The sequence below is a fragment of the Rhizobium sp. 18065 genome (genome assembly GCF_902706095.1).
Lineage (GTDB): Bacteria > Pseudomonadota > Alphaproteobacteria > Rhizobiales > Rhizobiaceae > Allorhizobium.
The window spans coordinates 263,776-286,864 of sequence record NZ_CACSJP010000001.1 but is presented as its reverse complement, the minus strand read 5'-3'; the positions used below and the strand labels follow the sequence as shown (position 1 = coordinate 286,864).

The window sequence follows — 23,089 nt, the reverse complement described above, 5'->3', positions numbered from 1 at the left end:
CCCAGAGAGAGGGTTTTGACATGAATATCTCCAGGTTCTTTATCGACCGGCCGGTCTTTGCCGGCGTGCTGTCGATCCTGATCATGGTCGCAGGTCTGATCGGAATGCGATCCCTGCCGATCTCCGAATATCCCGACGTCGTTCCGCCATCGATCGTGGTTCGCGCCGTCTATCCGGGTGCAAACCCGACCGTGATCGCCGAGACGGTGGCAACCCCGCTCGAAGAGCAGGTCAACGGCGTCGAGGACATGCTTTACATGTCCAGCCAGGCGACGTCGGATGGCGTGCTGACGCTGACCGTGACCTTCAAGCTCGGCACCGATGCCGACAAGGCGCAGCAACTGGTGCAGAACCGCGTCTCGCAGGCGGAACCGCGTCTTCCGGCGGAAGTGCGTGCGCTCGGCGTGACCACGGTCAAGAGCTCGCCCGACTTCATCATGGTGGTCAACCTCGTCTCGACCGTGGATGACTACGACATTACCTATCTGCGCAATTACGCGACGCTCAACGTCAAGGACCGGCTTGCCCGTATCCAGGGCGTCGGCCAGGTGCAGGTCTTCGGCGCCGGCGACTATTCGATGCGCGTGTGGATCGATCCGCAGAAGGCGGCCGAACATTCGCTGGCTGCCAGCGACATCACCGATGCCATCCGCGGCCAGAACGTCCAGGCCGCTGCCGGCACCATCGGCGCCTCGCCCAGCGTGCCCGGCGTCGACCTGCAGCTCAACGTCAATGCCCAGGGCCGTCTGCAGACGCCGGAGGAATTCGGCAACATCATCGTGAAGAGCGGTGCAAACGGCGAGATCACGCGTCTGCGCGATGTCGCCCGCATCGAACTAGGTGCAGCCGATTATACGCTGCGCTCGCTGCTTGACGGCCAGCCGGCGGTCGCGGTCGCCGTGCTTCAGGCCCCCGGCTCGAACGCCATCGAGATTGCCGACAATGTCCGTGCCACCATGGACGAGTTGCAATTGGCAATGCCGACAGGGGTGAAATACGAAATCGCCTATGACACGACCAAGTTCGTGCGCGCCTCGATCGAAAAGGTCGTCGACACGCTGCTCGAGGCCGTTGCCCTCGTCGTGCTCGTGGTGATCATCTTCCTGCAAACCTGGCGCGCGTCGATCATCCCGCTGATCGCCGTACCCGTCTCGATCATCGGCACATTCGCCGTGATGTATGCCTTCGGCTTCTCGATCAACGCACTGACGCTGTTCGGTCTCGTGCTGGCCATCGGCATTGTGGTCGATGACGCGATCGTCGTTGTCGAAAACGTCGAGCGTAATATCGAAAACGGCCTCAGCCCCCGTGATGCGACCTACAAGGCGATGAAGGAAGTGTCCGGCCCGATCATCGCGATCGCGCTGGTACTGGTCGCCGTCTTCGTGCCACTGGCGTTCATCTCCGGTCTGTCCGGTCAGTTCTACCGGCAGTTCGCCCTGACGATCGCGATCTCGACCGTCATTTCGGCGATCAACTCGCTGACCCTGTCTCCGGCGCTGGCTGCCCTTCTCCTGAAGGACCATCACGCGCCGAAGGACTGGCTGACCCGCTTCATGGACCGGATCTTCGGCTGGTTCTTCCGTGGCTTCAACCGGGCATTCGGCGCGGCATCGAACAGCTATGCCCGCGGCGTTGGTGGTTTGCTGTCGCGCAAGTCGCTGGTGATGATCGTCTATCTTGGCCTGGTGGCCTTGACCTATACGGCCTTCAGCGCCGTTCCCGGCGGCTTCGTGCCGGCGCAGGACAAGCAGTATCTGATCGGCTTTGCCCAGTTGCCGGACGGTGCCACCCTCGACCGTACGGAAGAGGTAATCAAGAAGATGAGCGACATCGCGCTGGAACAGCCCGGCGTAGCCCATGCCATCGCCTTCCCCGGCCTGTCGATCAACGGCTTCACCATCGGCTCCAACGCCGGCATCGTGTTCGCGGTTCTCGACGATTTCGAGGAACGCACGTCGCCTGAGCTTTCGGGCGGTGCCATCGCCATGGCGCTGAACCAGAAATATGCCGGCATCCAGGATGCCTTCATCGCCATGTTCCCGCCGCCGCCGGTCAACGGCCTCGGCTCGACCGGCGGTTTCAAGCTGCAGATCGAGGACCGCGCCGGTCTCGGCAACCAGGCTCTTGATGAAGCCACCAAGGCCTTCATCGCCAAGGCTTACCAGACGCCGGAACTGGCCGGCATCTTCTCGAGCTACCAGATCAACGTGCCGCAGCTCTACGCCGATCTCGATCGCGCCAAGGCTGAACAGCTCGGTGTCTCCGTCTCGGATGTCTTCGAAACGCTGCAGATCTATCTCGGCTCGCTCTATGTCAACGACTTCAACGCGTTTGGCCGCACCTACAGCGTGCGCGTCCAGGCCGATGCCAAGTTCCGCGCCAAGGCGGAGGATATCAGCCAGTTGAAGGTGCGCTCGCAGTCGGGCCAGATGATCCCGCTGTCAGCACTGCTGAAGGTCGATGCCACGACCGGACCGGAACGCACGACGCGCTACAACGGCTTCCTGGCCGCCGACATAAACGGCGGTCCGGCTCCAGGCTTCTCGTCGGGCCAGGCCCAGGCGGCGATCGAGCAGATCGCGGCGGAAACCCTGCCCGCCGGGATCGACTTCGAATGGACGGATCTCACCTATCAGCAGATCCTTGCCGGCAATTCGTCCATCGTGGTCTTCCCGCTGGCATTGCTGCTCGTCTATCTGGTGCTGGCTGCCCAGTATGAGAGCCTGACCCTGCCGATCGCGATCATCATGATCGTGCCGATGGGTGTGCTTGCTGCATTGACCGGCGTATGGCTGACGGGGGGAGACAACAACATCTTCACCCAGATCGGTCTGGTGGTGCTTGTCGGACTTTCGGCGAAGAACGCCATCCTGATCGTCGAATTCGCCCGGGAACTGGAGTTCGAGGGACGAACGCCGGTTCGGGCAGCGATCGAGGCCAGCAAGTTGCGCCTGCGTCCGATCCTGATGACGTCGATGGCCTTCATCATGGGCGTCGTGCCGCTGGTCGTGTCCACCGGTGCGGGTGCCGAAATGCGCTCGGCGATGGGTGTCGCGGTGTTTTCCGGCATGATCGGCGTGACCTTCTTCGGCATCTTCATGACGCCGGTCTTCTATGTGCTGCTGCGCAAGCTTGCCGGCAACCGGCCGCTGATCCAGCATGACCGGGAACCTGCCAACAGCCAGACGGCCACAGCCGTGGAGCATTCCGTCGCTGCGGAATGACATGACCACTCCTCCAAGCTGATGACATGGGCGGGATCTTCCCGCCCATGTCCGTTTTCGGCTCATGCGTGCCCTGCCTTGCAAAACAGGGGACCAAGCCGATGAAAGCAGCGTCTTCTCCCTTGCAGATCTGCCCGTCTCATGCGACTGGACGGCCATGGAGATCTGACAGGAGTAAGCCCCTTGAGCGCACGAGACCGTCTCATCGTCGGACTGGACGTCCCCACCATTGCCGAGGCCGAGGCCATCGTTGCCAAGCTCGGGGACAGTGTTTCCTTCTACAAGATCGGCTACCAGCTCGTCTTTGCCGGCGGCCTGGAATTTGCCCGTGACCTTGCCCAGAGCGGCAAGAAGATCTTTCTCGACATGAAGCTGCTCGACATCGACAATACTGTCGCCTCGGGCGTTGAAAACATCGCCAAGATGGGCATGTCGATGCTGACGCTGCATGCCTATCCGAAGGCCATGCGCGCCGCCGTCGAAGCCGCCAGGGGTTCGGATCTCTGCCTGCTCGGCGTCACGGTGCTGACCTCGATGGACGAGCAGGACCTAGTCGATGCCGGCTACGAATATGATCCGCATACGCTGGTGCTGAAGCGCGCCGAGCAGGCGCGTGCCGCCGGCATGGGTGGCATCGTCTGTTCGGCCGAAGAATCCGCCGCCGTGCGTTCGATCATCGGCCCGGACATGGCGCTGGTGACACCGGGCATTCGGCCGGCCGGTGCCGACAAAGGTGACCAGAAGCGGGTGATGACGCCTGCCGATGCGCTGAAAGCCGGCTCGAGCCATCTCGTGGTTGGCCGGCCGATCGTCAAGGCTGCAGACCCCAAGGCTGCGGCCCTGGCAATCCTTGCCGAGATGGACACAACACTTCAAGCCGCTCGCTGAAAGACGGTACATTCACGAAAAGGGAGAGAAGAGCATGGCCAAGGGTTACTGGATCGCGCATGTCACCATTCGTGACGCAGAGCGCTACAAGGACTATGTCGCTGCGGCCAAGCCTGCCTTTGAAAAATACGGTGCAAACTTCCTTGCCCGCGGCGGTGAGGTGACCGAGTTGGAAGGCCATGTCCGGCCGCGCAACGTGATCATCGAGTTTCCGTCGCATCAGGCGGCGGTCGATTGCTATAATTCGCCAGAATACCAGATTGCTGCAAAAATCCGCCAGGAAGTGGCTGATGCGGACATGATGGTCGTTGAGGGTATCTGAGGCCGTCAGTCTCGCCTGACGGCACCGGAACAGCCCTTTCGCTGCGGCTGCGATTCGGCTAAGAGAAGCCAAGATCCAAGGCGCATTCCGTGCCAATGCCGTTCAATCACCATTCAGTTGCAGTTCAGGGGAGCCCATCATGACCTTGTCGAACCTTCCGCCGCTCGTCACCGTCTTCGGAGGCTCGGGCTTCGTGGGGCGGCATGTCGTTCGGGCTCTCGCACGTCGCGGGTATCGCATCCGCGTCGCCGTTCGCCGTCCGGATCTCGCAGGCTTCCTGCAGCCGCTCGGCAATGTCGGGCAGATTTCCTTCGTGCAGGCGAACCTGCGTTACCGGGGATCGATCGACAAGGCCGTGCAGGGCGCCGACCATGTGGTCAACTGCGTCGGCATCCTGTTTGAAAGCGGCAAGAACAGCTTTGACGCCGTGCAGGAATTCGGTGCCCGTGCGGTCGCCGAAGCCGCGCGCGCAGCGGGTGCCCGCCTGACGCATGTTTCGGCCATTGGCGCAGACGCGCAGTCCTCTTCGATCTACGCCTCGACCAAGGGCCGCGCCGAAGCTGCAATCCAGTCCATCCTTCCCGACGCGACGATCCTGCGTCCGTCAATCGTCTTTGGACCGGAAGACAGCTTCTTCAACAAGTTCGCCGCCATGGCCCGCATCTCGCCTTTCCTGCCGCTGGTGGGCGGCGGCAAGACGAAGTTCCAGCCGGTCTATGTCGAAGATGTCGCCGAAGCCATTGCGCTCTCGGTGGATGGCCGGATCGCGTCGGGCAAGATCTACGAACTGGGCGGTCGCGACGTGCTGACCTTCAAGCAGTGTCTGCAGACCATGCTCGAAGTGATCGGCCGCAAGCGTGCGCTCGTGCCGCTTCCGTTCGGCATCGCTTCGATGATCGGCAGCATCGCATCGGCAATCCCGCTGATCAGCCCGCCGCTGACCAGCGACCAGGTGACGCTGCTGAAGCGCGACAATGTCGTGTCGGACAGTGCCAAGGCCGAAGGCCGCACCCTCGAAGGCATGGGGATCCAGCCGGTGAAAGTCGCCTCCATCCTGCCGACCTATCTGGTGCATTTCCGTCCGCACGGACAGTTCACCGGTTCCGGCAAGGCCGCATGAGGGCGGCCCAACGGAGCGTCTGCTGTTTCGACGTTGCACAAATGACGCAGTTGCGGAAACACCTGCGTTAACCTCGAATAAAGCAAGATCTTCTATTGATGCCTCTGACGGCAATGCGTAAAGACTCGGCGCCAACGGCAGGGCGGGAATGATCGCTAGCCCATCTTCATTTATACCCTCAAGAGGCATTTTATGGGCAAGTCCATCGCACTGTTCTTTGCGTGTGCGGCATTGGTGATCATCGCCGGTTCGTTCCTCGCGCCTTCGACAGTCGCGGCCCGCAAGGGCAATTGCTCACCAGCCTATGGTGTCGATCCGTGCAGCACGAGTTCGATCACGGCGTCCGAATAAGACACAAAAAAAAGGCCACCCCGTCGGTGGCCTTTTTTTGTGTCCTGCATACAGATGCGGCGCGGCTCAACGGCTGATAAGCAAGGCTATAAGCCCGATGCTGCCGATCGCGATGCGCCACCAGGCGAACGGCGCATAGCCACGCTTCGAGACAAAATCCAGCAGCGACCTGACCACCAGCAGCGCCGTGACAAAGGCCGCGACAAAGCCGATCGCGATGATCGTGCCATCATCGAAGCTCAGCGCGTCGCGGTTCTTGTAGAGATCAAGCGCGAAGGCGCCGGCCATGGTCGGCATGGCGAGGAAGAACGAGAACTCGGCCGCCGACCGTTTGTCCGCACCGAGCAGCAGCGCACCAACGATGGTCGCGCCGGACCGCGATGTGCCGGGGATCATCGCCACGCACTGGCAAAAACCGATCTTCAGGGCGAGCGACAAGGGATATTGCGTGACGTCGGTATATTTCGGCGTCAATGGCTGGCGATCGATCCACAAAAGCACGAACCCGCCGAGGATCAGCACGACACAGATCAGCATCGGTGTCTCGAACAGCACGGTCTTAATGAAGTCATGCGCCAGCGCGCCGATCACGGCTGCCGGCAGGAAGCCGATCAGTATAGCCATCACGAAACGGCGGCTTTCGGGACTGGACGGCAGCGACAGCGCAATGCCGAGCAGCTTGGTGAAATAGACACTGAGGATCGCCAGGATCGCACCCAGTTGAATCAGCACGGCGAAGGTGTTGCCCGGTGATTCGAAACCAAGGAAATGGCCGGCGAGAAGGACATGCGCGGTCGAGGAAACGGGGATGAATTCCGTCAAACCCTCGATAAGGCCGAGCACGAGGGCGCTGATGATGGATTGGTCTTCCATGGAAACTCTTTCAGGGCGGGATGGCGAAGCGATCTGCTTGTATTGCGATAACCAAGCTCCTATAGCTTGGAAGCCGAGGTCATGACCAGTCGCCTCTCGCACGGGCGTACCGGCAGGCGAAATCCCAAGAATTCGAGTGACAATGCCGACCCTCTACCACCATTCCATGTCCACATCGTCGCGGTTTATCCGTCTGGTGCTCTCCGAATACGGCTTCCAGGTCGATCTTGTCGAAGAACAGACATGGGAAAAGCGCCGCGAGTTCCTCGCCTACAATCCGTCAGGCACCCTGCCGGTGTATGTTGACGACAACATGCGTGCGCTGTGCGGGCCGATGGTGATCTCCGAATTCCTGGACGAGACGCACGGCGTCCTGAAGCGCGACCGGCGGCTGCTGGCCGAGGATCCGTTCCAGCGCGCGGAAATCCGCCGATTGACGGAATGGTTCCTGCAGAAGATGGAGCAGGACGTCACCAAGCCGCTGGTGCGCGAACGGGTGCACAAGCTGATCATTCCGAACGGCCTTGGCGGCGGCGCACCTGATTCCAAGATCCTGCGCACCGCGCGCAGCAATATTCGCCAGCACATGAAATATCTCAGCTGGCTTGCCGGATCGCGGCAATGGTTGGCAGGCGAACGGCTGAGCTATGCCGACCTGGCAGCGGCCTCCGCCGTTTCCGTGCTCGACTATCTCGGCGAGATCGACTGGGCGGAATTCCCGGTTGCCAAGGAATGGTACCAGCGACTGAAGTCGCGCCCCTCCTTCCGCCCGTTGCTGACGGAGCGCGTGCGCGGCCTGACCCCCGTCTCGCACTACGCCGATCTCGATTTCTGACGGCACCGGCCATGGACCAGCCGCAGAACGATCCGAAGGCCATCAAGCGACGGACCGATCTCACCGGCTTCCTGCGCAAGGAGGCGGAGGCGCAAGGCTTCGATCTCTGTCGGATCACGCTGCCGGATGCCATTCCCGAGGCGCCGGAGCGACTGCAACAATTCGTTGATGCCGGACGCCATGGCACGATGGCCTGGATGGAAGAGACGATAGAGCGTCGCGGCGATCCGAAGGTGCTCTGGTCCGAGGTGCGCTCGATCGTCATGTTCGGGATGAACTACGGCCCCGACGAAGATCCCCGCGCGCTGCAGGCGCTGCCGGATAAGGCGGCCATCTCGGTCTATGCCCGCAACCGCGACTATCATGATGTCATCAAGGGCCGACTGAAGGAGATCGCGACCCGCTTTGCCGCCAGAGCCGGCGCTGATGTAAAGGTCTTCGTCGACACGGCCCCGGTCATGGAGAAACCGCTGGCCGCGGCGGCAGGCCTGGGTTGGCAGGGGAAACACACCAATCTGGTCAGCCGTGAATTCGGTTCCTGGCTGTTTCTCGGCAGCCTGTTTACCACAGCCGAGCTGGACATCGACGATGGCGAGCGCGACCATTGCGGCTCCTGCCGGGCCTGCCTCGATGCCTGCCCGACCGATGCCTTTCCGGCACCCTACCAGATCGATGCGCGGCGCTGCATTTCCTACCTGACGATCGAGCACAAGGGCGTCATCGATCCCGCGCTCAGGCCGGCCTTCGGCAATCGGATCTATGGCTGCGACGACTGTCTGGCGGCCTGCCCGTGGAACAAGTTTGCCGCCGAAGCGCGCGAGATGAAGCTCAAGGCCCGCGACGATTTGAAGGCGCCGGATATTGGCTACTTCCTGACGCTGGACGACAGCGGGTTTCGCACCTATTTCAGCGGCTCGCCGGTAAAACGCATCGGGCGAGACCGTTTTGTGCGCAACGTGCTGATCGCGGCGGGCAATTCCGGTTCGGCAGCCTTTGCTCCGGCCTGCGAAAGCCTGCTGGACGATGTCTCGGCCGATGTGCGCGGCATGGCTGTCTGGGCGCTGACGCGGCTGATTTCACCCGATCGCCTCGCTACGCTGCGCGACGAGCGTCTGATCAGGGAAGCCGACGACACGGTCCGGGCGGAATGGATGATGGAGAGCTGATACATGCGCATGATGATTTTCGGAGCCGGATACTCGGGCAAGGCGATCGGCCGCCAGATGGCCGCGCAGGGCGCCATCCAGGACATCTGGGTCGGCGGCACGAGCCGCAGCGCGGACAAGGCCGAGACGCTTCGTGAAGTCGGGCTTCAACCTTATATCTATGACGGACAGGTTCTGTCCGACGATCTCGCGCATGCCCTCACAGGTGTCACGCATCTGGTCCAGTCGATTGCGCCGGGCCGCGATGGCGATCCGCTGATCCGGCTGTTTGGTGAAAACGGTTTGCGCGCCGCGATGCCCAAACTTGAATGGCTCTGCTATCTCTCCACCGTTGGCGTCTACGGCGATCATGATGGCGCCTGGGTGAATGAGGAGACGGCACTCAAGCCGGTCTCTGTGCGATCGGTCGAGCGCGTCGAGGCCGAAACGGCATGGACGGCTCTGGCTCAGCGCGAGGATCTGCCGCTTGCCATCCTCCGTCTGTCGGGCATCTATGGCCCCGGCCGCAACACCTTCATCAATCTCACCCAGGGAACGGCGCGCCGGCTGGTGAAGAAGGACCAGGTGTTCAACCGCATCCGTGTCGAGGACATCGCGTCTGCCACCGCGTTTCTGGCAGGGCCACGGACAGCCGGTGTCTTCAATGTCACCGACGACATGCCGAGCCCGCCGCAGGATGTGGTGAGCGAGGCAGCCCGGCTGATGGGGATTGATGCACCGGCCGAACAACCGTTCGAGACCGCGGACCTCACACCGATGGCGCGCTCCTTCTATGGCGAGAACAAGCGGGTTTCCAACGCCAAGATCAAAGCGCTCGGATTTGATTTCCACTTTCCGAATTACTACCAGTCGCTGGAGGATCTACTGTCCTCCGGTCGCTGGAACAAACCGGCCTGAAAGTCGTTTTACCGGGTCAGGTTGTATCTGCACCAAGCCCGACTGGCCCTACAGTTTGGGCCTCGGCCAGAGGACAGCCACAATTAGGGCAGCAAATGTGGCGATCTGGAAGAATTTTTCTTCGTTTATTTCGTGATCGCGCACCCTTGGGTGACCCGAGGAATCGGATTCCGCGATTCAGGCTGGAATCAATAGGTTTTTTCTTCCCATTTACACTTCATTAAGGTGAATATTTTTCGCGAATCAATCACGTATGCTACCCCATGTAACATTACGTGATTAGTCAAGGGCACGTTTTTGCCACTTTTTACCCTACTTAGCCGTTTCCACGCAAAAAAAAGCTCGTGTCAACGATTAGGGAAATGAAACTTGACGAATAACCGACGCTCTATTTTCACCGCTGCAACTATAGCTGCACTCTGTGCTTTCGCACCGATCAGTGCAGAGGCCGCTTCTTCCTGTGGCGGCGCGTCCTGGTACGCCCTGCACTCCAAGACAGCGTCCGGTGAACGTATGAACCCGTCGCAAATGACCGCCGCTCACAAGAGCCTGCGCTTCGGCACCAAGATCAAGGTGACCAACCGCAACAATGGCAAGAGCGTCGTGGTCCGCGTCAACGATCGTGGCCCGTTCATCCGCGGCCGCGTGCTCGACCTGTCGAAGGCCGCCGCCCAGAACATCGGCATGATCCGTTCCGGCCACGCCAAGGTTTGCTACGAAATCATCCGCTGATCCGCGCTTTCAACACCTGTCGCGGCGAAATGCCGGATCGCAGGCCAAAGCGCTTGCTCTTCATCCGGTTCGCCGTTACCACGCTCTCTTCTTTTAGAGGAGAATGAATATGCGCTTGGGCGGCCGTCTTGCCGGTGCGATCGAAGTTTTGAGCGATATCGAAACCCGTCGCCGTCCTGTTGCCGACGCCCTGAAGGATTGGGGCCTGTCGCATCGCTTTGCCGGTTCCGGCGACCGTGCGGCCATCGGCAATATTGTCTATGACGCCCTGCGCATGAAGCTTTCGCATGCCTTTCTGATGGATGACGACAGCGCGCACGCCCTTGGCTGGGCCGTGCTGCTGCGCCAATGGGGCTATAGCGCCGATCAATTGGCGTCCGAATTCGACGGCGACAATTTCGCACCTGCTCCACTGAGTGAATCCCAGGCCCAGGCTTTTGCCGGCCGCAATCTCGCCGACGCTCCGCTGCATGTCCAGGGCGACATTCCCGACTGGGTGGAACCCGCCTTTGAGGCCGCCTTTGGCGAGGACTGGCTGACCGAAGCCAAGGCGCTTGCCACTCGTCCGACACTCGACCTGCGCGTCAATACCTTGAAGGCCCATCGCGAGAAGGTTCTGAAAGCGCTGGATCGCGCCGGAGCCGTGGCCTCTCCGATCGCGCGCTTCGGAATGCGGGTTCCCGCCGGCGAAGGGCCATCGCGCCTTCCCAATGTCACGGCCGAACTCAGCTTTCAGAAGGGCTGGTTCGAAGTGCAGGATGAAGGATCGCAGATCGTCGCCGATCTGGTCGATGCGCGCGAGGGCGATCAGGTTCTCGACTTCTGCGCCGGCGGCGGCGGCAAGACGCTCGCCATGGCGGCCGCGATGAACAACAAGGGGCAGGTGCACGCCTACGATTCCGATCGCAAGCGCCTGGCGCCGATCATCGAGCGACTGAAGCGCGCCGGCACGCATAATGTGCAGGTACATGATGCGCTCAAGAGCCTGAACAGCCTCAAGGAAAAATTCGACCGTGTGCTGGTCGATGCGCCCTGCACCGGTACCGGCACATGGCGTCGGCGCCCGGATACCAAGTGGCGCCTGACACAGCGCAATCTCGAGGAGCGCGTGATCCAGCAGCAGGATGCCCTGACCGAAGCCTCGGCCTATGTGAAGCCGGGCGGGTCGCTGCTCTATGTTACCTGTTCCGTGCTGCCGGCTGAAAACGATGCGCAGGTGCGTGCCTTCTGCGAAACCAACCCACAGTTCGAGATCGTTTCGGCACTGGAGGACTGGAAGCGGCTGTTCGGCGACAAGGCTCCGAAGCCACGCTCGGCCGATGGCCGGACCATCACGCTCAGCCCCGCCAGCATGGACACAGACGGCTTCTTCTTCTGCCGGATGCGCCGCAAGACCGGCACGGATTGACAGGTGTCAAGTCCAGTCGCTCATTCTTATAGTCGACTGTTTGACACCAGTTTGGTTTTCGGCCAAGACATGGCGTCCGTTTTATCGAGAGGGCGCCTCGGCGTCGAAGGAGAACCCCATGATCCGGAAATCCATCATCGGCGCGTCTGTCGCGCTTCTGGTCGCTTCCGCCGCCATCTTTACCGGTCCGGCATTTGCCGCGCCGTCACCGGCAGAGGTGCTCACGCACTATAGCGTGCTCGCCCATGCCAAGTTCGAGGATGCGCTGACCACGGCCAAGGCTCTGGACACCGCCATCGACGCGCTGATCGCAACCCCGAGCGACGAAACGCTGAAAGCTGCGCGCGCTGCCTGGATTAAGGCCCGCGTGCCGTATCAGCAGACGGAAGTCTATCGTTTCGGCAACGCGATCGTTGACGACTGGGAAGGCAAGGTCAACGCCTGGCCGCTCGATGAAGGCCTGATCGACTATGTCGATGCCGGCTACGGCACGGAAAGCGACGGCAACGCACTCTACGTCGCCAATGTCATCGCCAACCCGAAGATCAAGATCAACGGCGCCGATGTCGATGCGACCACCATCAATCCGGAACTGATCGCCGACACCCTGCACGAAGCCGGCGAAGTCGAGGCGAATGTCGCCAGCGGCTACCACGCCATCGAATTCCTGCTCTGGGGCCAGGACCTGAACGGCACCGGTCCAGGCGCCGGCAACCGCCCCTATACCGACTTCGATACCAAGGCCTGCACCAACGGCAATTGCGACCGCCGCGCGGCCTATCTGAAATCCGCCTCCACCTTGCTGGTCAACGACCTGCAGGACATGGTCACCGCATGGGCGCCGGATGGCGAAGCGACCAAGTCGGTGCTGGCCGATGAAAAGGCTGGTCTCTCGACCATCCTGACCGGCATGGGCTCGCTCTCCTATGGCGAACTGGCCGGCGAGCGCATGAAGCTCGGCGTTCTGCTGCATGATCCGGAAGAAGAGCATGATTGCTTCTCCGACAACACGCACGCCTCGCATCTGAACGACGCCATCGGCATCGCATCGGCCTATACCGGCGAATACACCCGCGTCGACGGCACCAAGCTGACCGGGCCGTCACTGTCGGAACTGGTCGTTGCCAAGGATTCAGCACTCGACGCCGAGATGAAGGGCAAGCTCGACAAGACGCTCGCTGCGATGAATGCCATGGCCAAGCGCGCCGAAACAGTCGAGGCCTATGACCAGATGATCGGCGAAGGCAATGCCGAGGGCAATGCTACCGTACAGGCCGCCATCGACGGCCTGATCGACCAGACCCAGACCATCCAGCGCGTCATTGCGTCGCTGGACCTGGGTGCGATTGAGCTTGAAGGTTCCGACAGCCTGGATAACCCTAACGCTGTCTTCCAATAAGTAAAAAGGCGGGCCGCCCGATGACCATCAGGCGGCCCGATCTTCACATGAGCCTGTTTCTTCGGCGCCTGCGGGCGCATTTCTCCGCCTGCACGGCGCTGGCATTTTTTGTACTGGCCCTTGGCCTCGTACTCTCCCCCTCGAGGGCCGACGACCAGCCAAGCCGTCCCGATCTGAGTGACAAGGATCGCGCGCGGGTCGCGAAGGTGACAGCGCCGACGACCATATTCGATAAGGCTGAAGCCTTCGAAGCCAAACCGGGTGGTGCCTCGACATCGCGGCACTCCCCCAATGCCGATGCCTTTTCGCAGTTTTCCGAAAACATCACCTTCGCCGAAGAGCAGGATTTCAAGCTCGGCAATGCGCTGTTTCGCAAACTCTGGGTGTCGTCGCCCTCATCCACACAGGCTTCCGATGGGCTCGGCCCGCTATTTAATGCACGCGCCTGCCAGAGCTGCCACCTGAAGGACGGCCGTGGCCATCCGCCCGAGGCTGACCCTGATGCGACCTCGATGTTCCTGCGGCTGGCGCGTCCCGCACGCACGCCAGAGGAGCGGGCCAAGCGGGATGCGCTCGAGGTGGTCAATTTTCCGGACCCGGTCTATGGCAGCCAATTGCAGGATCAGGCCGTGCCCGGCCTTGCCGCCGAAGGCCGTTTGGTCATTTCCTACGAAGAACAGAGGGTGACGCTCGCCGGTGGCGAGACCGTGTCCCTGCGCAAGCCGCACTATTCCGTATCCGATCTTGCCTATGGCCCGCTCGACCCACATACGACGCTGTCGCCACGCATCGCCAATCCGATGACCGGGCTCGGCCTGATCGAGGCCATCGCGCCGGAAGATATTCGCTCGCACGCCGATCCCGACGACAAGGACGCTGATGGGATCTCCGGCCGCGCGGCACGGGCGCGCGACCATCGCACCGGCGAGATCGTGCTCGGCCGCTTCGGCTGGAAGGCGCAGAACGGTTCGGTTCGTGACCAGAGTGCCAGCGCCTTTGCCGGCGATATCGGCATTTCCACCCCGGATACGGCCAGGCATTGGGGCGATTGCACGGTGCTGCAAACCGCCTGCACGTCTTTGTCAACCGGGGTACAGCCACGGCTTGGCGATACGGAAGCACCGGATCCGGTGCTTGCCCTGGTAACATTCTACGCGGAAAACCTTGCCCCGCCGATCCGGCGCGACGTCTCGAGCCCGGACGTGCTGCGCGGCAAGCAGCTGTTTTATCAAAGCGGCTGCATCGCCTGCCATACGCCGAAATACGTGACGCGCCGCGATGCCGGCAACAAGGCCCAGGCCTTCCAGCTGATCTGGCCCTATTCCGACTTCCTGCTGCATGACATGGGTGACGGCCTTGCCGATGGCCAACAGGTTGGCGATGCCAGCGGACAGGAGTGGCGCACGCCGCCGCTCTGGGGTATCGGTCTGACCCAGACCGTCAGCGGGCATACTTTCTTCCTGCATGACGGGCGGGCGCGAAACCTGACCGAAGCCATCCTCTGGCATGGCGGCGAAGCACAAAAAGCCCGCGATGCCTTTGCAGCCCAGGCGCCCGACGACCGGAAGGCGCTGATCACATTTCTGGAGTCTCTCTGATGCGTTTTGCCCTGACGAGCCTGGTTCTTGCCCTGTCGATTTCCTCCGGTGCAATGGCACAGGAAAGCAATGCCGGGCCAGCCGTGCTGAATACCGCACTGGTGCCAAGTGTGATGACGCGGGCGGTCGATGATTTCATTCGCCCCGGTTATCACCACTTCCAGGACACCGCAGGCAGACTGAAGACCAGCATGGAAGCACTCTGCGCCACGCCGTCGGCCGCCGCTGTCGATGCTGCGCACGGCGCTTTCAACGACACGATCGATGCCTGGTCGCGGATCGAGATCGTCCGGATCGGCCCGGTGATCGAGGACAACCGCTTCGAGCGCGTGCTGTTTTTCCCCGACCGCAAAAGCACCGGCATGAAGCAGGTTCAGGCGGCTCTGGCCAAACCGGATGACAGTGTCACCCAGGTGACGACGCTGAAAGAAAAGAGCGTCGCCATGCAGGGCCTGGGCGCGCTGGAATTTGTGCTGTTCGGCACGGGGCACGAAGTTCTCAGCGACGCTCAGGGCGCGTATCGCTGCCGCTATGGTGCGGCGATTGCCGCCAATCTTGAGCGGCTCGGCGGTGAACTCTCAGCGGCGTGGGACGCACCCGATGGCGTGCAGGCCGCCTGGGAGAAGCCCGGCCCCGATAACCCGCTGTTCCGCGACGAAAGGGAAGCCGCCAATGCCCTTCTCGGCATTCTGGTGCATGCGGCAGAGACGATCCGCGACCAGCGCATGGAAAGCTTCTACAAGGGCGACCCAAAGAAAGCCCTGCCACGCCAGGCGATCTATTGGCGCTCGGGCAATACATTCCGCTCGATCGCCGGCAATCTCGAAGGCGTCCGCGACCTCCTGAAAACGTCAGGCATGGTCGATTTGCTCTCCGAAGACAGCCGTTCTACCGTCAGTTCCATCGATTTTGTCGCCCGCTCGCTGTTGCGGGTGGTGAACGACATCCAGCCGAATGTCGAAGAGGCGCTTGGCGATCCGGCAGAAACGGCCAAGCTCGACTTCCTGCTGCTGAACAGCCGCGACCTGATCCTGCGCCTCAACAATGATCTCGGTGGCGGCATTGGCCTTGCCGCCGGTTTCTCGTTTTCCGACGGAGACTGAGATGATCGGCAGCGGCCTGATCGACCGGCGATCATTCATCCGGGCAGCGGGCCTTGCCTTCGTCGCCGGTCTCGCACCACGCTCCGCCTTTGCACTGTCGCGGGCGGATGCGGTCTATGCCTCGGGCCTGAAGCGCGCCGATGGCCGCTTTGCCATCGGACTTGTCAGCGAAACTGGCGAACTGATCGACGAAATCGCCCTGCCCGGCCGCGTGCATGGCCTCTGCCACAGCAAGGCGACAGGTCTCTCCGTCGCCTTTGCCCGCCGTCCCGGCACATTTGCCGTCGTCTTCGACAACAAAAGCCAGCTCGAACCGCGGATCATCCACGCGCCGGACGAGCGGCACTATTTTGGCCATGGCGCCTTTTCACCGGACGGACGGCTGTTCTATGCCAGCGAAAACGACTTCGTCGCCAATCGCGGTATGATCGGGATCTACGACACGCGGGCAGACTTTTCTCGCATCGGGGAGATCCCGGCGCATGGCATCGGCACGCATGACATGACGGTGAGTTCCGATGGCACGATGCTGGTCATCGCCAATGGCGGTATCGAGACGCATCCCGATTTCGGCCGCACCAAGCTCAATCTCGACCACATGGAGCCTTCGCTGGTACTCGCGGACGCGAAGACCGGCGCCCTGATCGAGAAGCATACCTTGCCAGCCGCGCTCAACCAGCTGTCGACCCGGCATCTCGATATCGCAGCCGACGGCCGTATCTGGTTTGCCTGCCAGCATGAGGGACCGCGCACCGATCGGCCTCCGCTGGTCGGCCATTTTGGCAAGGGCGAGGCCCTGTCACTCATCCATCTGCCGGAGGACACGACCGACCGGCTCGGCAATTATGTCGGCGCCATTGCGGTCAACCAAAGCGAAGGTCTTATCGGCATCGCCTCGCCGAAAAACGGCCTCTGGGCGGTGCTCGACGGACGCGACGGACGCTTGCTGTCGGAAACCATCCTGACGGACGCCGCCGGCATTGCCGCCTCTCCATCAAGCTTCGCCGTCTCCTCCTATCGCGGCGACTTCCTCGGCACGCGCAGCGCGGTTGCCTTTGATCAGCATATTACCCGTCTCTGACGACTTGAGTTCCGCCGTCGGTGTTCTAAGTTGAGATCATGCGCACCATCCTGACCTATGGCCTCTTCATTTTTCTCGTCGTCGGTGCCGGACTGCTGTCCGGCCTCACCAACATGCCCGGCGAGTGGTACCAGACACTCGAAAAGCCGTTCTTCAATCCGCCGCCGTGGATCTTCGGGCCGGTCTGGACCCTGCTCTATGTGCTGATCGCCATTGCCGGAGCGCGGATCTGGCTGAAGGTGCCGCGGTCTGCGGCCATGCAGCTGTGGTTTGCCCAGATCGCCCTCAACATGATGTGGTCGCCATCCTTCTTCGGTCTGGAAAATCCGGGCCTGGCGCTGGTGGTCATCCTGATGCTGCTGGCCACGATCGTGGTCTTCATGCGCAAGGCCGCGCCGATCGACCGGCCATCGATGCTGCTTTTCATCCCCTATCTGGCCTGGGTCGGCTTCGCGACGCTCCTCAACACCAGCATTTTCCTGCTGAACTGAATTCGCCGCGACAACGCTTGCCTGTCTCAACCGCGCATGCCAATTTCGCCGCTTCGAAGAGGCAGGCGGCATGACAGACATCGACAGCGATACGGTAGACGAAAGAATCCGGGCAAGTTTCGCCCGGCAAGGCGCCATGGAAACCCTCGGCGCCGAACTGACCCGGATCAGTCAGGGCGTGGTGGAGATCGAACTCGCCTTCGATCCGAAGCTGACCCAGCAGCATGGCTTCCTGCATGCCGGCGTGATTTCCGCCGCCCTCGATACGGCTTGCAGCTACGCCGCCTATACGGTGATCGAGCCGGATGCCTCACTTCTGACCATCGAATTCAAGGTCAACCTGATGTCGCCCGGGCGTGGCGACCGGTTTCTCTTTCGCGGCGAAATCACCAAGCCCGGCTCCAACATCATCGTCGCCGATGGTCGCGGCTATGCGCTGACCGACGGGCCGGCCAAGCTGATCGCATCGATGACCAGCACGATGATGGTCATCCGCGGTCGCGAGGGCATTTCCGGATGAGATACGAAGTCCGGTCCATTTCGGGCAAAGACGTGCTGTTCGTCATGGCGGCCGACGCCGAGTATGGCGTATTTCTGCGCACCCGCATTGCGCCGCTGATGACCGGCGTCGGTCCCGTCGAGGCTGCCGTGGTGCTGACCCGCGAACTCACCCGCCTCGACCATCAGGGCGTCCTGCCCGACCTCGTCGTCTCGCTCGGCTCCGCCGGATCGGCGAAGCTCACTCAGGCCGAAGTCTATCAGGTGTCTGCCGTCTCCTACCGCGACATGGATGCCTCGGCCTTTGGCTTCGAGAAGGGCAAGACACCCTTTCTCGATCTGCCGGTCTCCGTCGACCTGCCGCTGCGCATTCCGGGCATTCCAGCCGCCAGCCTGTCCACCGGTGCCAATGTCGTCTCGGGCCTGGCCTATCAGGCCATCGACGCGGATATGGTCGACATGGAGAGCTTTGCCGTGATGCGCGCCTGCCAGGCCTTCAACCTGCCGCTGATCGGTCTGCGTGGCATTTCCGACGGTCGCCACGACGTCAACCATATCGACGACTGGACGCAGTATCTGCATCTGATCGACAAGAAGCTGGCGCTGGCCGTCGACGGCCTGCAATCGGCGCTGGAAGACGGCGTCTTCTGGTTCTGATAACCTTCATCAAATATTCAAGCACAGCCGGCATTCTGCGGTTGAAAGAAGGGCCACTTTTCTTTAAAGGCTCGGCATGACCCAGACAGCACATCCCGACAGCGTTCTCATCATCGATTTCGGCAGCCAGGTGACGCAGCTGATAGCGCGGCGCGTTCGCGAATCCGGCGTTTACTGCGAAATCGTCCCCTTCCAGAATTCGGAAGAAGGCTTCGATCGGCTGAAGCCGAAAGCGGTCATCCTGTCGGGAAGCCCCGCTTCCACGCTCGACGAGGGCAGCCCGCGCACGCCGAACGTGATCTTCGACAGCGGCGTCCCGGTTTTCGGCATCTGCTATGGCCAGCAGACGATCTGCGCCCAGCTCGGCGGCCAGGTCGAAGGTGGTCATCACCGCGAATTCGGCCGCGCCTTCCTGGAAATCGAAAAGGATTGCGGTCTGTTCGAAGGCCTGTGGTCCGTCGGATCGCGCCATCAGGTGTGGATGTCGCATGGCGATCGCGTCACCGCGATCCCGCCGGGCTTCGAAGTCGTTGCGACCTCGCCCAATGCGCCGTTTGCCTTTATCGCCAACGAGGCGAAGAAGTATTACGCCGTGCAGTTCCACCCGGAAGTCGTGCACACGCCGGACGGTGCCAAGCTGATCCAGAATTTCGTGCACAATGTCGCCGGCCTGAAGGGCGACTGGACGATGCATGCCTACCGCGCCAAGGCGGTGCAGGCGATCCGCGACCAGGTCGGGACCAAGCGCGTCATCTGCGCGCTGTCGGGCGGCGTTGACTCTTCGGTCGCCGCACTTCTGATCCATGAAGCGGTCGGCGACCAGCTGACCTGCATCCTGGTCGACCATGGCCTGATGCGCAAGAACGAGGCAGCCGACGTCGTTGCCATGTTCAAGGAACACTACAACCTGCACCTGATCCATGTGGATGCCATCGACAAGTTCGTCGGCGAGCTGGAAGGTGTGAGCGACCCGGAAACCAAGCGCAAGATCATCGGCCGCCTGTTCATCGAGACCTTCGAGGACGAAGCGAAGAAGCTCGGCGGCGCCGATTTCCTTGGCCAGGGCACGCTCTATCCGGACGTCATCGAAAGCGTGTCGTTTACCGGTGGCCCGTCGGTGACGATCAAGTCTCACCACAATGTCGGCGGCCTTCCCGATCGCATGAACATGCAGCTCGTCGAGCCCTTGCGCGAACTGTTCAAGGACGAGGTGCGCGTGCTCGGCCGCGAGCTCGGCCTGCCCGACAGCTTCATCGGTCGCCACCCCTTCCCGGGTCCGGGCCTTGCCATCCGCTGCCCGGGCGGCATTACCCGCGAAAAGCTCGACATCCTGCGCGAGGCGGACGCCATCTATCTCGACGAAATCCGCAAGGCCGGTCTCTACGACGCGATCTGGCAGGCTTTCGCGGTCCTGCTGCCGGTCCAGACCGTCGGCGTCATGGGCGACGGCCGCACCTACGAATTCGTCTGCGCCCTGCGCGCCGTCACCTCGGTCGACGGCATGACCGCGGATTTCTACCATTACGACATGGAATTCCTCGGTCGTGCGGCAACCCGCATCATCAACGAGGTCCGCGGCATCAACCGCGTGGTCTACGATGTGACGTCGAAGCCACCCGGCACGATCGAGTGGGAATGATCGTTATCTCTGCCGCTTAGAAATTTAACGAGGTTTGCACCGGCTCCGCTGGTGCCAGCTTCACGCCTTCGAGCTCCAGCATCCGGACTTTGGACTGCGATCCGCCCGGCGCTGAAAAGCCGCCGAGCTTGCCGCCTGCGGCCAGTACCCGGTGGCAGGGAATGATCAGTGCCACAGGGTTCTTCGCCATAGCCTGGCCAACGTCTCGTGCTGCCTCCGGCCCAAGCCCCAGAGCCTTGGCAAGAGCGCCGTAGGTCGTCGTGCGCCCCCAGCCAATCCGGCGCGCGGCGGCGTAGATGTCGCGCCGGAAATCGTCCTGGCTGTCCAGGTCGAGCACCACACTGGAAAAATCCACCGTTTCGCCGGCAAAATGCCGTTTCACCGCTTCGACTACCTCGGCAACGGCGCCCGGCGCCTGTGCTCTTGCGGAGCCCGGCACACGCCGCAGCAGGAGCCGCTCCGTTTCGGCTGCTTCGCCGGTCGGCAACTGGAATCGGACGATGCCATCGGCGCTCCATGCGATGCCGCAGAAGCCGCCGGCTGTCTCGAAGATGCAATGGTGATATCTTGCCGGGCTCATGTCGCCGCTTCCGTTGTCGTCCGGGTCAGGATCCTCCGCCCAGTGCGGCAATTCAACCCGATTCTTGTGTCAGCCGCTGCAATCGACATGCAGATCTCCCGGGAACGGGCGGATCCGGCGCCAACTTTCCCTTCAGACGTTTTGCGCGCGTCAGCCGGCTTCATTCGGCCAGACAACGGCTTGCATGGGCAGGCAGGGTTCGCATAAAGCTCGTGCCAGCACATTTTGCGGAGTGGTCAGTGTGGAAATATCCGAAATCATCTTTGCCGGCGATACGCCGGGTCTCGAATGGCGCCTGCCGGTGCTGCGCTTCGAAGGCAGCAACCCGGATGCCCCGAGCGTCTACATGCAGGCCGCCCTGCATGCCAACGAGCTTCCCGGGACGGCCGTGCTGCATTTCCTCTGCCAGACACTGCGCGAGGCAGAAGCGAAGGGCCGGATCGCCGGATCGATCGTCATTGTGCCGCAGGCCAATCCGATTGGTGCTTCACAATCGCATTTCGGCGCGTTGCAGGGCCGATTCGAACTCGGCACGCGCACCAATTTCAACCGCGACTTCCCGCTGATCTCGCTGCGTGATCGCGAGACGCTGCTGGCCGACCTGCCACGCCATCCGGCGACGGAACAGTTGAAGCGCCAGTTGCTGCATATGGCGCTCAGTGCCGATCTGGTGCTCGATCTGCATTGCGATGACGAGTCGCTGCAATATGCCTATATCGACGACGCCTTCTGGCCGGAAGCAAGCGATCTGGCTGCCGCGCTCGACATGGATGCCGTCTTCCTCTCCGACGGAGAAAGCTCGGCTTTCGAAGAAGCCGTCGGTCATGCCTGGAAATATGAGACGCCCGGCGAGAAGCGCAGCCCGCTGCCCGGCAAGCTTGCCGTCACCCTCGAGTTGCGCGGCCTGCGCGACGTCTATCCCGATGTGGCCCGCAAGGATGCGGGCGGGATCTTCGCCTTCCTCGCCGCCCGTGGCGTGGTCGTCGATGCAAACGTGTCCCTGCCGACCTTCGTCGGCCCGGCCGTGCCGCTCGACAATATCGAGATGATCCGCAGTTCCGAAGCCGGAACCGTTCTCTTTCACCGCGACATCGGCGACCCGGTTGTCGAAGGTGACCTTCTGGCGACCATCGTCACCCGCCCGGGCCAGCCTGACGGCAGCGTGGAAATCCGCGCGCCACAGGCCGGCCTGATCGTGACACGCATATCCGACCGGCTGGTGCGTCGCCGCGCCGACCTGATGAAAATTGCCTGTGACCAGCCGAGCCGCACATTGCGCAAGGCGGGAGCCCTTGAGGATTGACCATGACCGCGACGATCTACGGCATCAAGAACTGCGACACGATGAAGAAGGCCCGCCAGTGGCTGGACGATCACGGTGTCGCCTACGCTTTCCACGACTACAAGGCGACCGGCATCGATCGCGGCCACCTCGAAACCTGGACCGAGAAGGCCGGCTGGGAAACGGTACTCAACCGGGCCGGCACGACGTTCAAGAAGTTGCCCGACGAGGCCAAGGCGGATCTTGATCGGCCAAAGGCGATCGACCTGATGCTGGCACAGCCGTCGATGATCAAGCGGCCGGTGCTTGAATTGGGGCTGGAGATCGGCGGCAAGCTGTTGATCGGCTTCAAGCCGGAGGTCTACGCGGCAGAACTCGGGAAATAACGATGTCGAAGACCACGCGTGCCACCCAGGCGCTGGCCAAGGCCGGTGTCAGCTTTACCGTTCACACCTATGACTACGACCCTCATGCCGAGCGGATCGGCATGCAGGCGGCGGAGGCACTGGGGGAGGATCCGGTGCGGGTGTTCAAGACGCTGATGGCCGAGCTTGACGGCAAGCCGGTCTGCGTCGTGATACCCTCCGACAAGGAGGTCAGCATGAAGAAGCTGGCAGCGGCGTTCGGCGGCAAGTCGGCGGCGATGATGAAACCCGCTCTGGCGGAGAAGCTCACCGGCTTCGTCGTCGGCGGCATCAGCCCGTTCGGCCAGAAGAAACAGGTGCCGACCGCCATCGAGATTGCAGCCCTCGACGAAGACTACGTGTACATCAATGGCGGCCAGCGCGGGTTGCAGGTGCGGCTCGATCCAAAGGATGCACAAATGGCCTCGGGTGCGATTGCTGCGTCGATTGTCGCCTGATCTGCGACCAGCGCTTTTCGCGCTTGAGACCTTCATTTTCGCCGCAAAGCTCCCTAAGTCTATCACCAACCCAACAAGAA

Annotated in this window: 23 protein-coding genes; 21 read left to right on the top strand and 2 right to left on the bottom strand. The window is 61.9% G+C overall.

Features of this window, described 5'->3' with window-relative positions; genetic code table 11:
• Window positions 1–20: 20 nt before the first annotated feature.
• From GVK95_RS01385 to GVK95_RS25000, 5 genes are all read left to right on the top strand, one after another.
• Complete coding sequence (locus GVK95_RS01385) at window positions 21–3,227, top strand: multidrug efflux RND transporter permease subunit (RefSeq protein ID WP_159946077.1); 3,207 nt, start codon at window positions 21–23, stop codon at window positions 3,225–3,227.
• 183 nt (window positions 3,228–3,410) lie between these two features.
• Window positions 3,411–4,115 (top strand): orotidine-5'-phosphate decarboxylase, encoded by a 705-nt coding sequence (pyrF, locus tag GVK95_RS01380; RefSeq protein WP_159946076.1) that lies wholly within the window; start codon window positions 3,411–3,413, stop codon window positions 4,113–4,115.
• Between the two features lie 34 nt (window positions 4,116–4,149).
• The gene (locus GVK95_RS01375; RefSeq protein WP_159946075.1) at window positions 4,150–4,437 is read left to right on the top strand and encodes a DUF1330 domain-containing protein; all 288 of its coding nucleotides are present in this window, start codon (window positions 4,150–4,152) and stop codon (window positions 4,435–4,437) included.
• 139 nt (window positions 4,438–4,576) lie between these two features.
• Window positions 4,577–5,557 carry a complex I NDUFA9 subunit family protein gene (locus GVK95_RS01370; protein WP_159946074.1) on the top strand — a complete coding sequence of 327 codons (981 nt, stop codon included), beginning with the start codon at window positions 4,577–4,579 and terminating at the stop codon, window positions 5,555–5,557.
• Window positions 5,558–5,749: 192 nt separating this feature from the next.
• Window positions 5,750–5,908, top strand: a complete 159-nt coding sequence (locus GVK95_RS25000) for a hypothetical protein (RefSeq protein ID WP_007598698.1) — start codon at window positions 5,750–5,752, stop codon at window positions 5,906–5,908.
• A 66-nt stretch (window positions 5,909–5,974) separates the two neighbouring features.
• Here GVK95_RS25000 and GVK95_RS01365 read toward each other — a convergent pair whose 3' ends face one another.
• Window positions 5,975–6,781 (bottom strand): undecaprenyl-diphosphate phosphatase, encoded by an 807-nt coding sequence (locus GVK95_RS01365; protein ID WP_159946073.1) that lies wholly within the window; start codon window positions 6,779–6,781, stop codon window positions 5,975–5,977.
• A gap of 142 nt (window positions 6,782–6,923) precedes the next feature.
• Here GVK95_RS01365 and GVK95_RS01360 point away from each other — a divergent pair, with 142 nt between their 5' ends.
• From GVK95_RS01360 to guaA, 13 genes are all read left to right on the top strand, one after another.
• Window positions 6,924–7,616, top strand: a complete 693-nt coding sequence (locus GVK95_RS01360) for a glutathione S-transferase family protein (protein WP_159947420.1) — start codon at window positions 6,924–6,926, stop codon at window positions 7,614–7,616.
• An 11-nt stretch (window positions 7,617–7,627) separates the two neighbouring features.
• Complete coding sequence (queG, locus tag GVK95_RS01355) at window positions 7,628–8,782, top strand: tRNA epoxyqueuosine(34) reductase QueG (RefSeq protein WP_159946072.1); 1,155 nt, start codon at window positions 7,628–7,630, stop codon at window positions 8,780–8,782.
• A gap of 3 nt (window positions 8,783–8,785) precedes the next feature.
• On the top strand, window positions 8,786–9,679 hold the full coding sequence (locus GVK95_RS01350) for an SDR family oxidoreductase (protein ID WP_159946071.1): 894 nt from the start codon (window positions 8,786–8,788) through the stop codon (window positions 9,677–9,679).
• 369 nt (window positions 9,680–10,048) lie between these two features.
• Window positions 10,049–10,411 carry a septal ring lytic transglycosylase RlpA family protein gene (locus GVK95_RS01345; RefSeq protein ID WP_159946070.1) on the top strand — a complete coding sequence of 121 codons (363 nt, stop codon included), beginning with the start codon at window positions 10,049–10,051 and terminating at the stop codon, window positions 10,409–10,411.
• Between the two features lie 109 nt (window positions 10,412–10,520).
• Window positions 10,521–11,819, top strand: a complete 1,299-nt coding sequence (locus tag GVK95_RS01340; RefSeq protein ID WP_159946069.1) for an RsmB/NOP family class I SAM-dependent RNA methyltransferase — start codon at window positions 10,521–10,523, stop codon at window positions 11,817–11,819.
• Window positions 11,820–11,937: 118 nt separating this feature from the next.
• Window positions 11,938–13,218, top strand: coding sequence for an imelysin family protein (locus GVK95_RS01335; protein ID WP_159946068.1), 1,281 nt, complete (start codon window positions 11,938–11,940; stop codon window positions 13,216–13,218).
• A 20-nt stretch (window positions 13,219–13,238) separates the two neighbouring features.
• Window positions 13,239–14,816 carry a di-heme oxidoredictase family protein gene (locus tag GVK95_RS01330; RefSeq protein WP_159946067.1) on the top strand — a complete coding sequence of 526 codons (1,578 nt, stop codon included), beginning with the start codon at window positions 13,239–13,241 and terminating at the stop codon, window positions 14,814–14,816.
• Window positions 14,816–15,919 carry an imelysin family protein gene (locus tag GVK95_RS01325; protein ID WP_159946066.1) on the top strand — a complete coding sequence of 368 codons (1,104 nt, stop codon included), beginning with the start codon at window positions 14,816–14,818 and terminating at the stop codon, window positions 15,917–15,919. The genes GVK95_RS01330 and GVK95_RS01325 overlap by 1 nt, the downstream gene beginning before the upstream one ends.
• Before the next feature lies 1 nt (window position 15,920).
• Entirely contained in the window at window positions 15,921–17,000 is a 1,080-nt protein-coding gene (locus tag GVK95_RS01320; protein WP_159946065.1) for a DUF1513 domain-containing protein, read from the top strand.
• A 38-nt stretch (window positions 17,001–17,038) separates the two neighbouring features.
• Window positions 17,039–17,491 (top strand): TspO/MBR family protein, encoded by a 453-nt coding sequence (locus GVK95_RS01315; RefSeq protein WP_159946064.1) that lies wholly within the window; start codon window positions 17,039–17,041, stop codon window positions 17,489–17,491.
• 70 nt (window positions 17,492–17,561) lie between these two features.
• Window positions 17,562–18,011 (top strand): PaaI family thioesterase, encoded by a 450-nt coding sequence (locus tag GVK95_RS01310; protein WP_159946063.1) that lies wholly within the window; start codon window positions 17,562–17,564, stop codon window positions 18,009–18,011.
• Window positions 18,008–18,646: a 5'-methylthioadenosine/S-adenosylhomocysteine nucleosidase gene (locus GVK95_RS01305; RefSeq protein ID WP_159946062.1), complete on the top strand. Its 639-nt coding sequence runs from the start codon at window positions 18,008–18,010 to the stop codon at window positions 18,644–18,646. The genes GVK95_RS01310 and GVK95_RS01305 overlap by 4 nt, the downstream gene beginning before the upstream one ends.
• Before the next feature lie 76 nt (window positions 18,647–18,722).
• Window positions 18,723–20,285: a glutamine-hydrolyzing GMP synthase gene (guaA, locus tag GVK95_RS01300; protein ID WP_159946061.1), complete on the top strand. Its 1,563-nt coding sequence runs from the start codon at window positions 18,723–18,725 to the stop codon at window positions 20,283–20,285.
• A 16-nt stretch (window positions 20,286–20,301) separates the two neighbouring features.
• Here the strand turns inward: guaA and GVK95_RS01295 are convergent, their stop codons facing one another.
• Complete coding sequence (locus tag GVK95_RS01295; RefSeq protein ID WP_159946060.1) at window positions 20,302–20,865, bottom strand: methylated-DNA--[protein]-cysteine S-methyltransferase; 564 nt, start codon at window positions 20,863–20,865, stop codon at window positions 20,302–20,304.
• A 241-nt stretch (window positions 20,866–21,106) separates the two neighbouring features.
• On the opposite strand from GVK95_RS01295, the gene GVK95_RS01290 reads away from it, so the two are divergent.
• From GVK95_RS01290 to ybaK, 3 genes are read left to right on the top strand one after another with little or no spacing between them, the layout of a single operon-like run.
• The gene (locus tag GVK95_RS01290; protein WP_159946059.1) at window positions 21,107–22,168 is read left to right on the top strand and encodes a succinylglutamate desuccinylase/aspartoacylase family protein; all 1,062 of its coding nucleotides are present in this window, start codon (window positions 21,107–21,109) and stop codon (window positions 22,166–22,168) included.
• A gap of 2 nt (window positions 22,169–22,170) precedes the next feature.
• Complete coding sequence (locus GVK95_RS01285; protein ID WP_159946058.1) at window positions 22,171–22,533, top strand: ArsC family reductase; 363 nt, start codon at window positions 22,171–22,173, stop codon at window positions 22,531–22,533.
• Between the two features lie 2 nt (window positions 22,534–22,535).
• Entirely contained in the window at window positions 22,536–23,009 is a 474-nt protein-coding gene (gene ybaK, locus GVK95_RS01280; protein ID WP_159946057.1) for a Cys-tRNA(Pro) deacylase, read from the top strand.
• The last annotated feature ends 80 nt before the right edge of the window (window positions 23,010–23,089 follow it).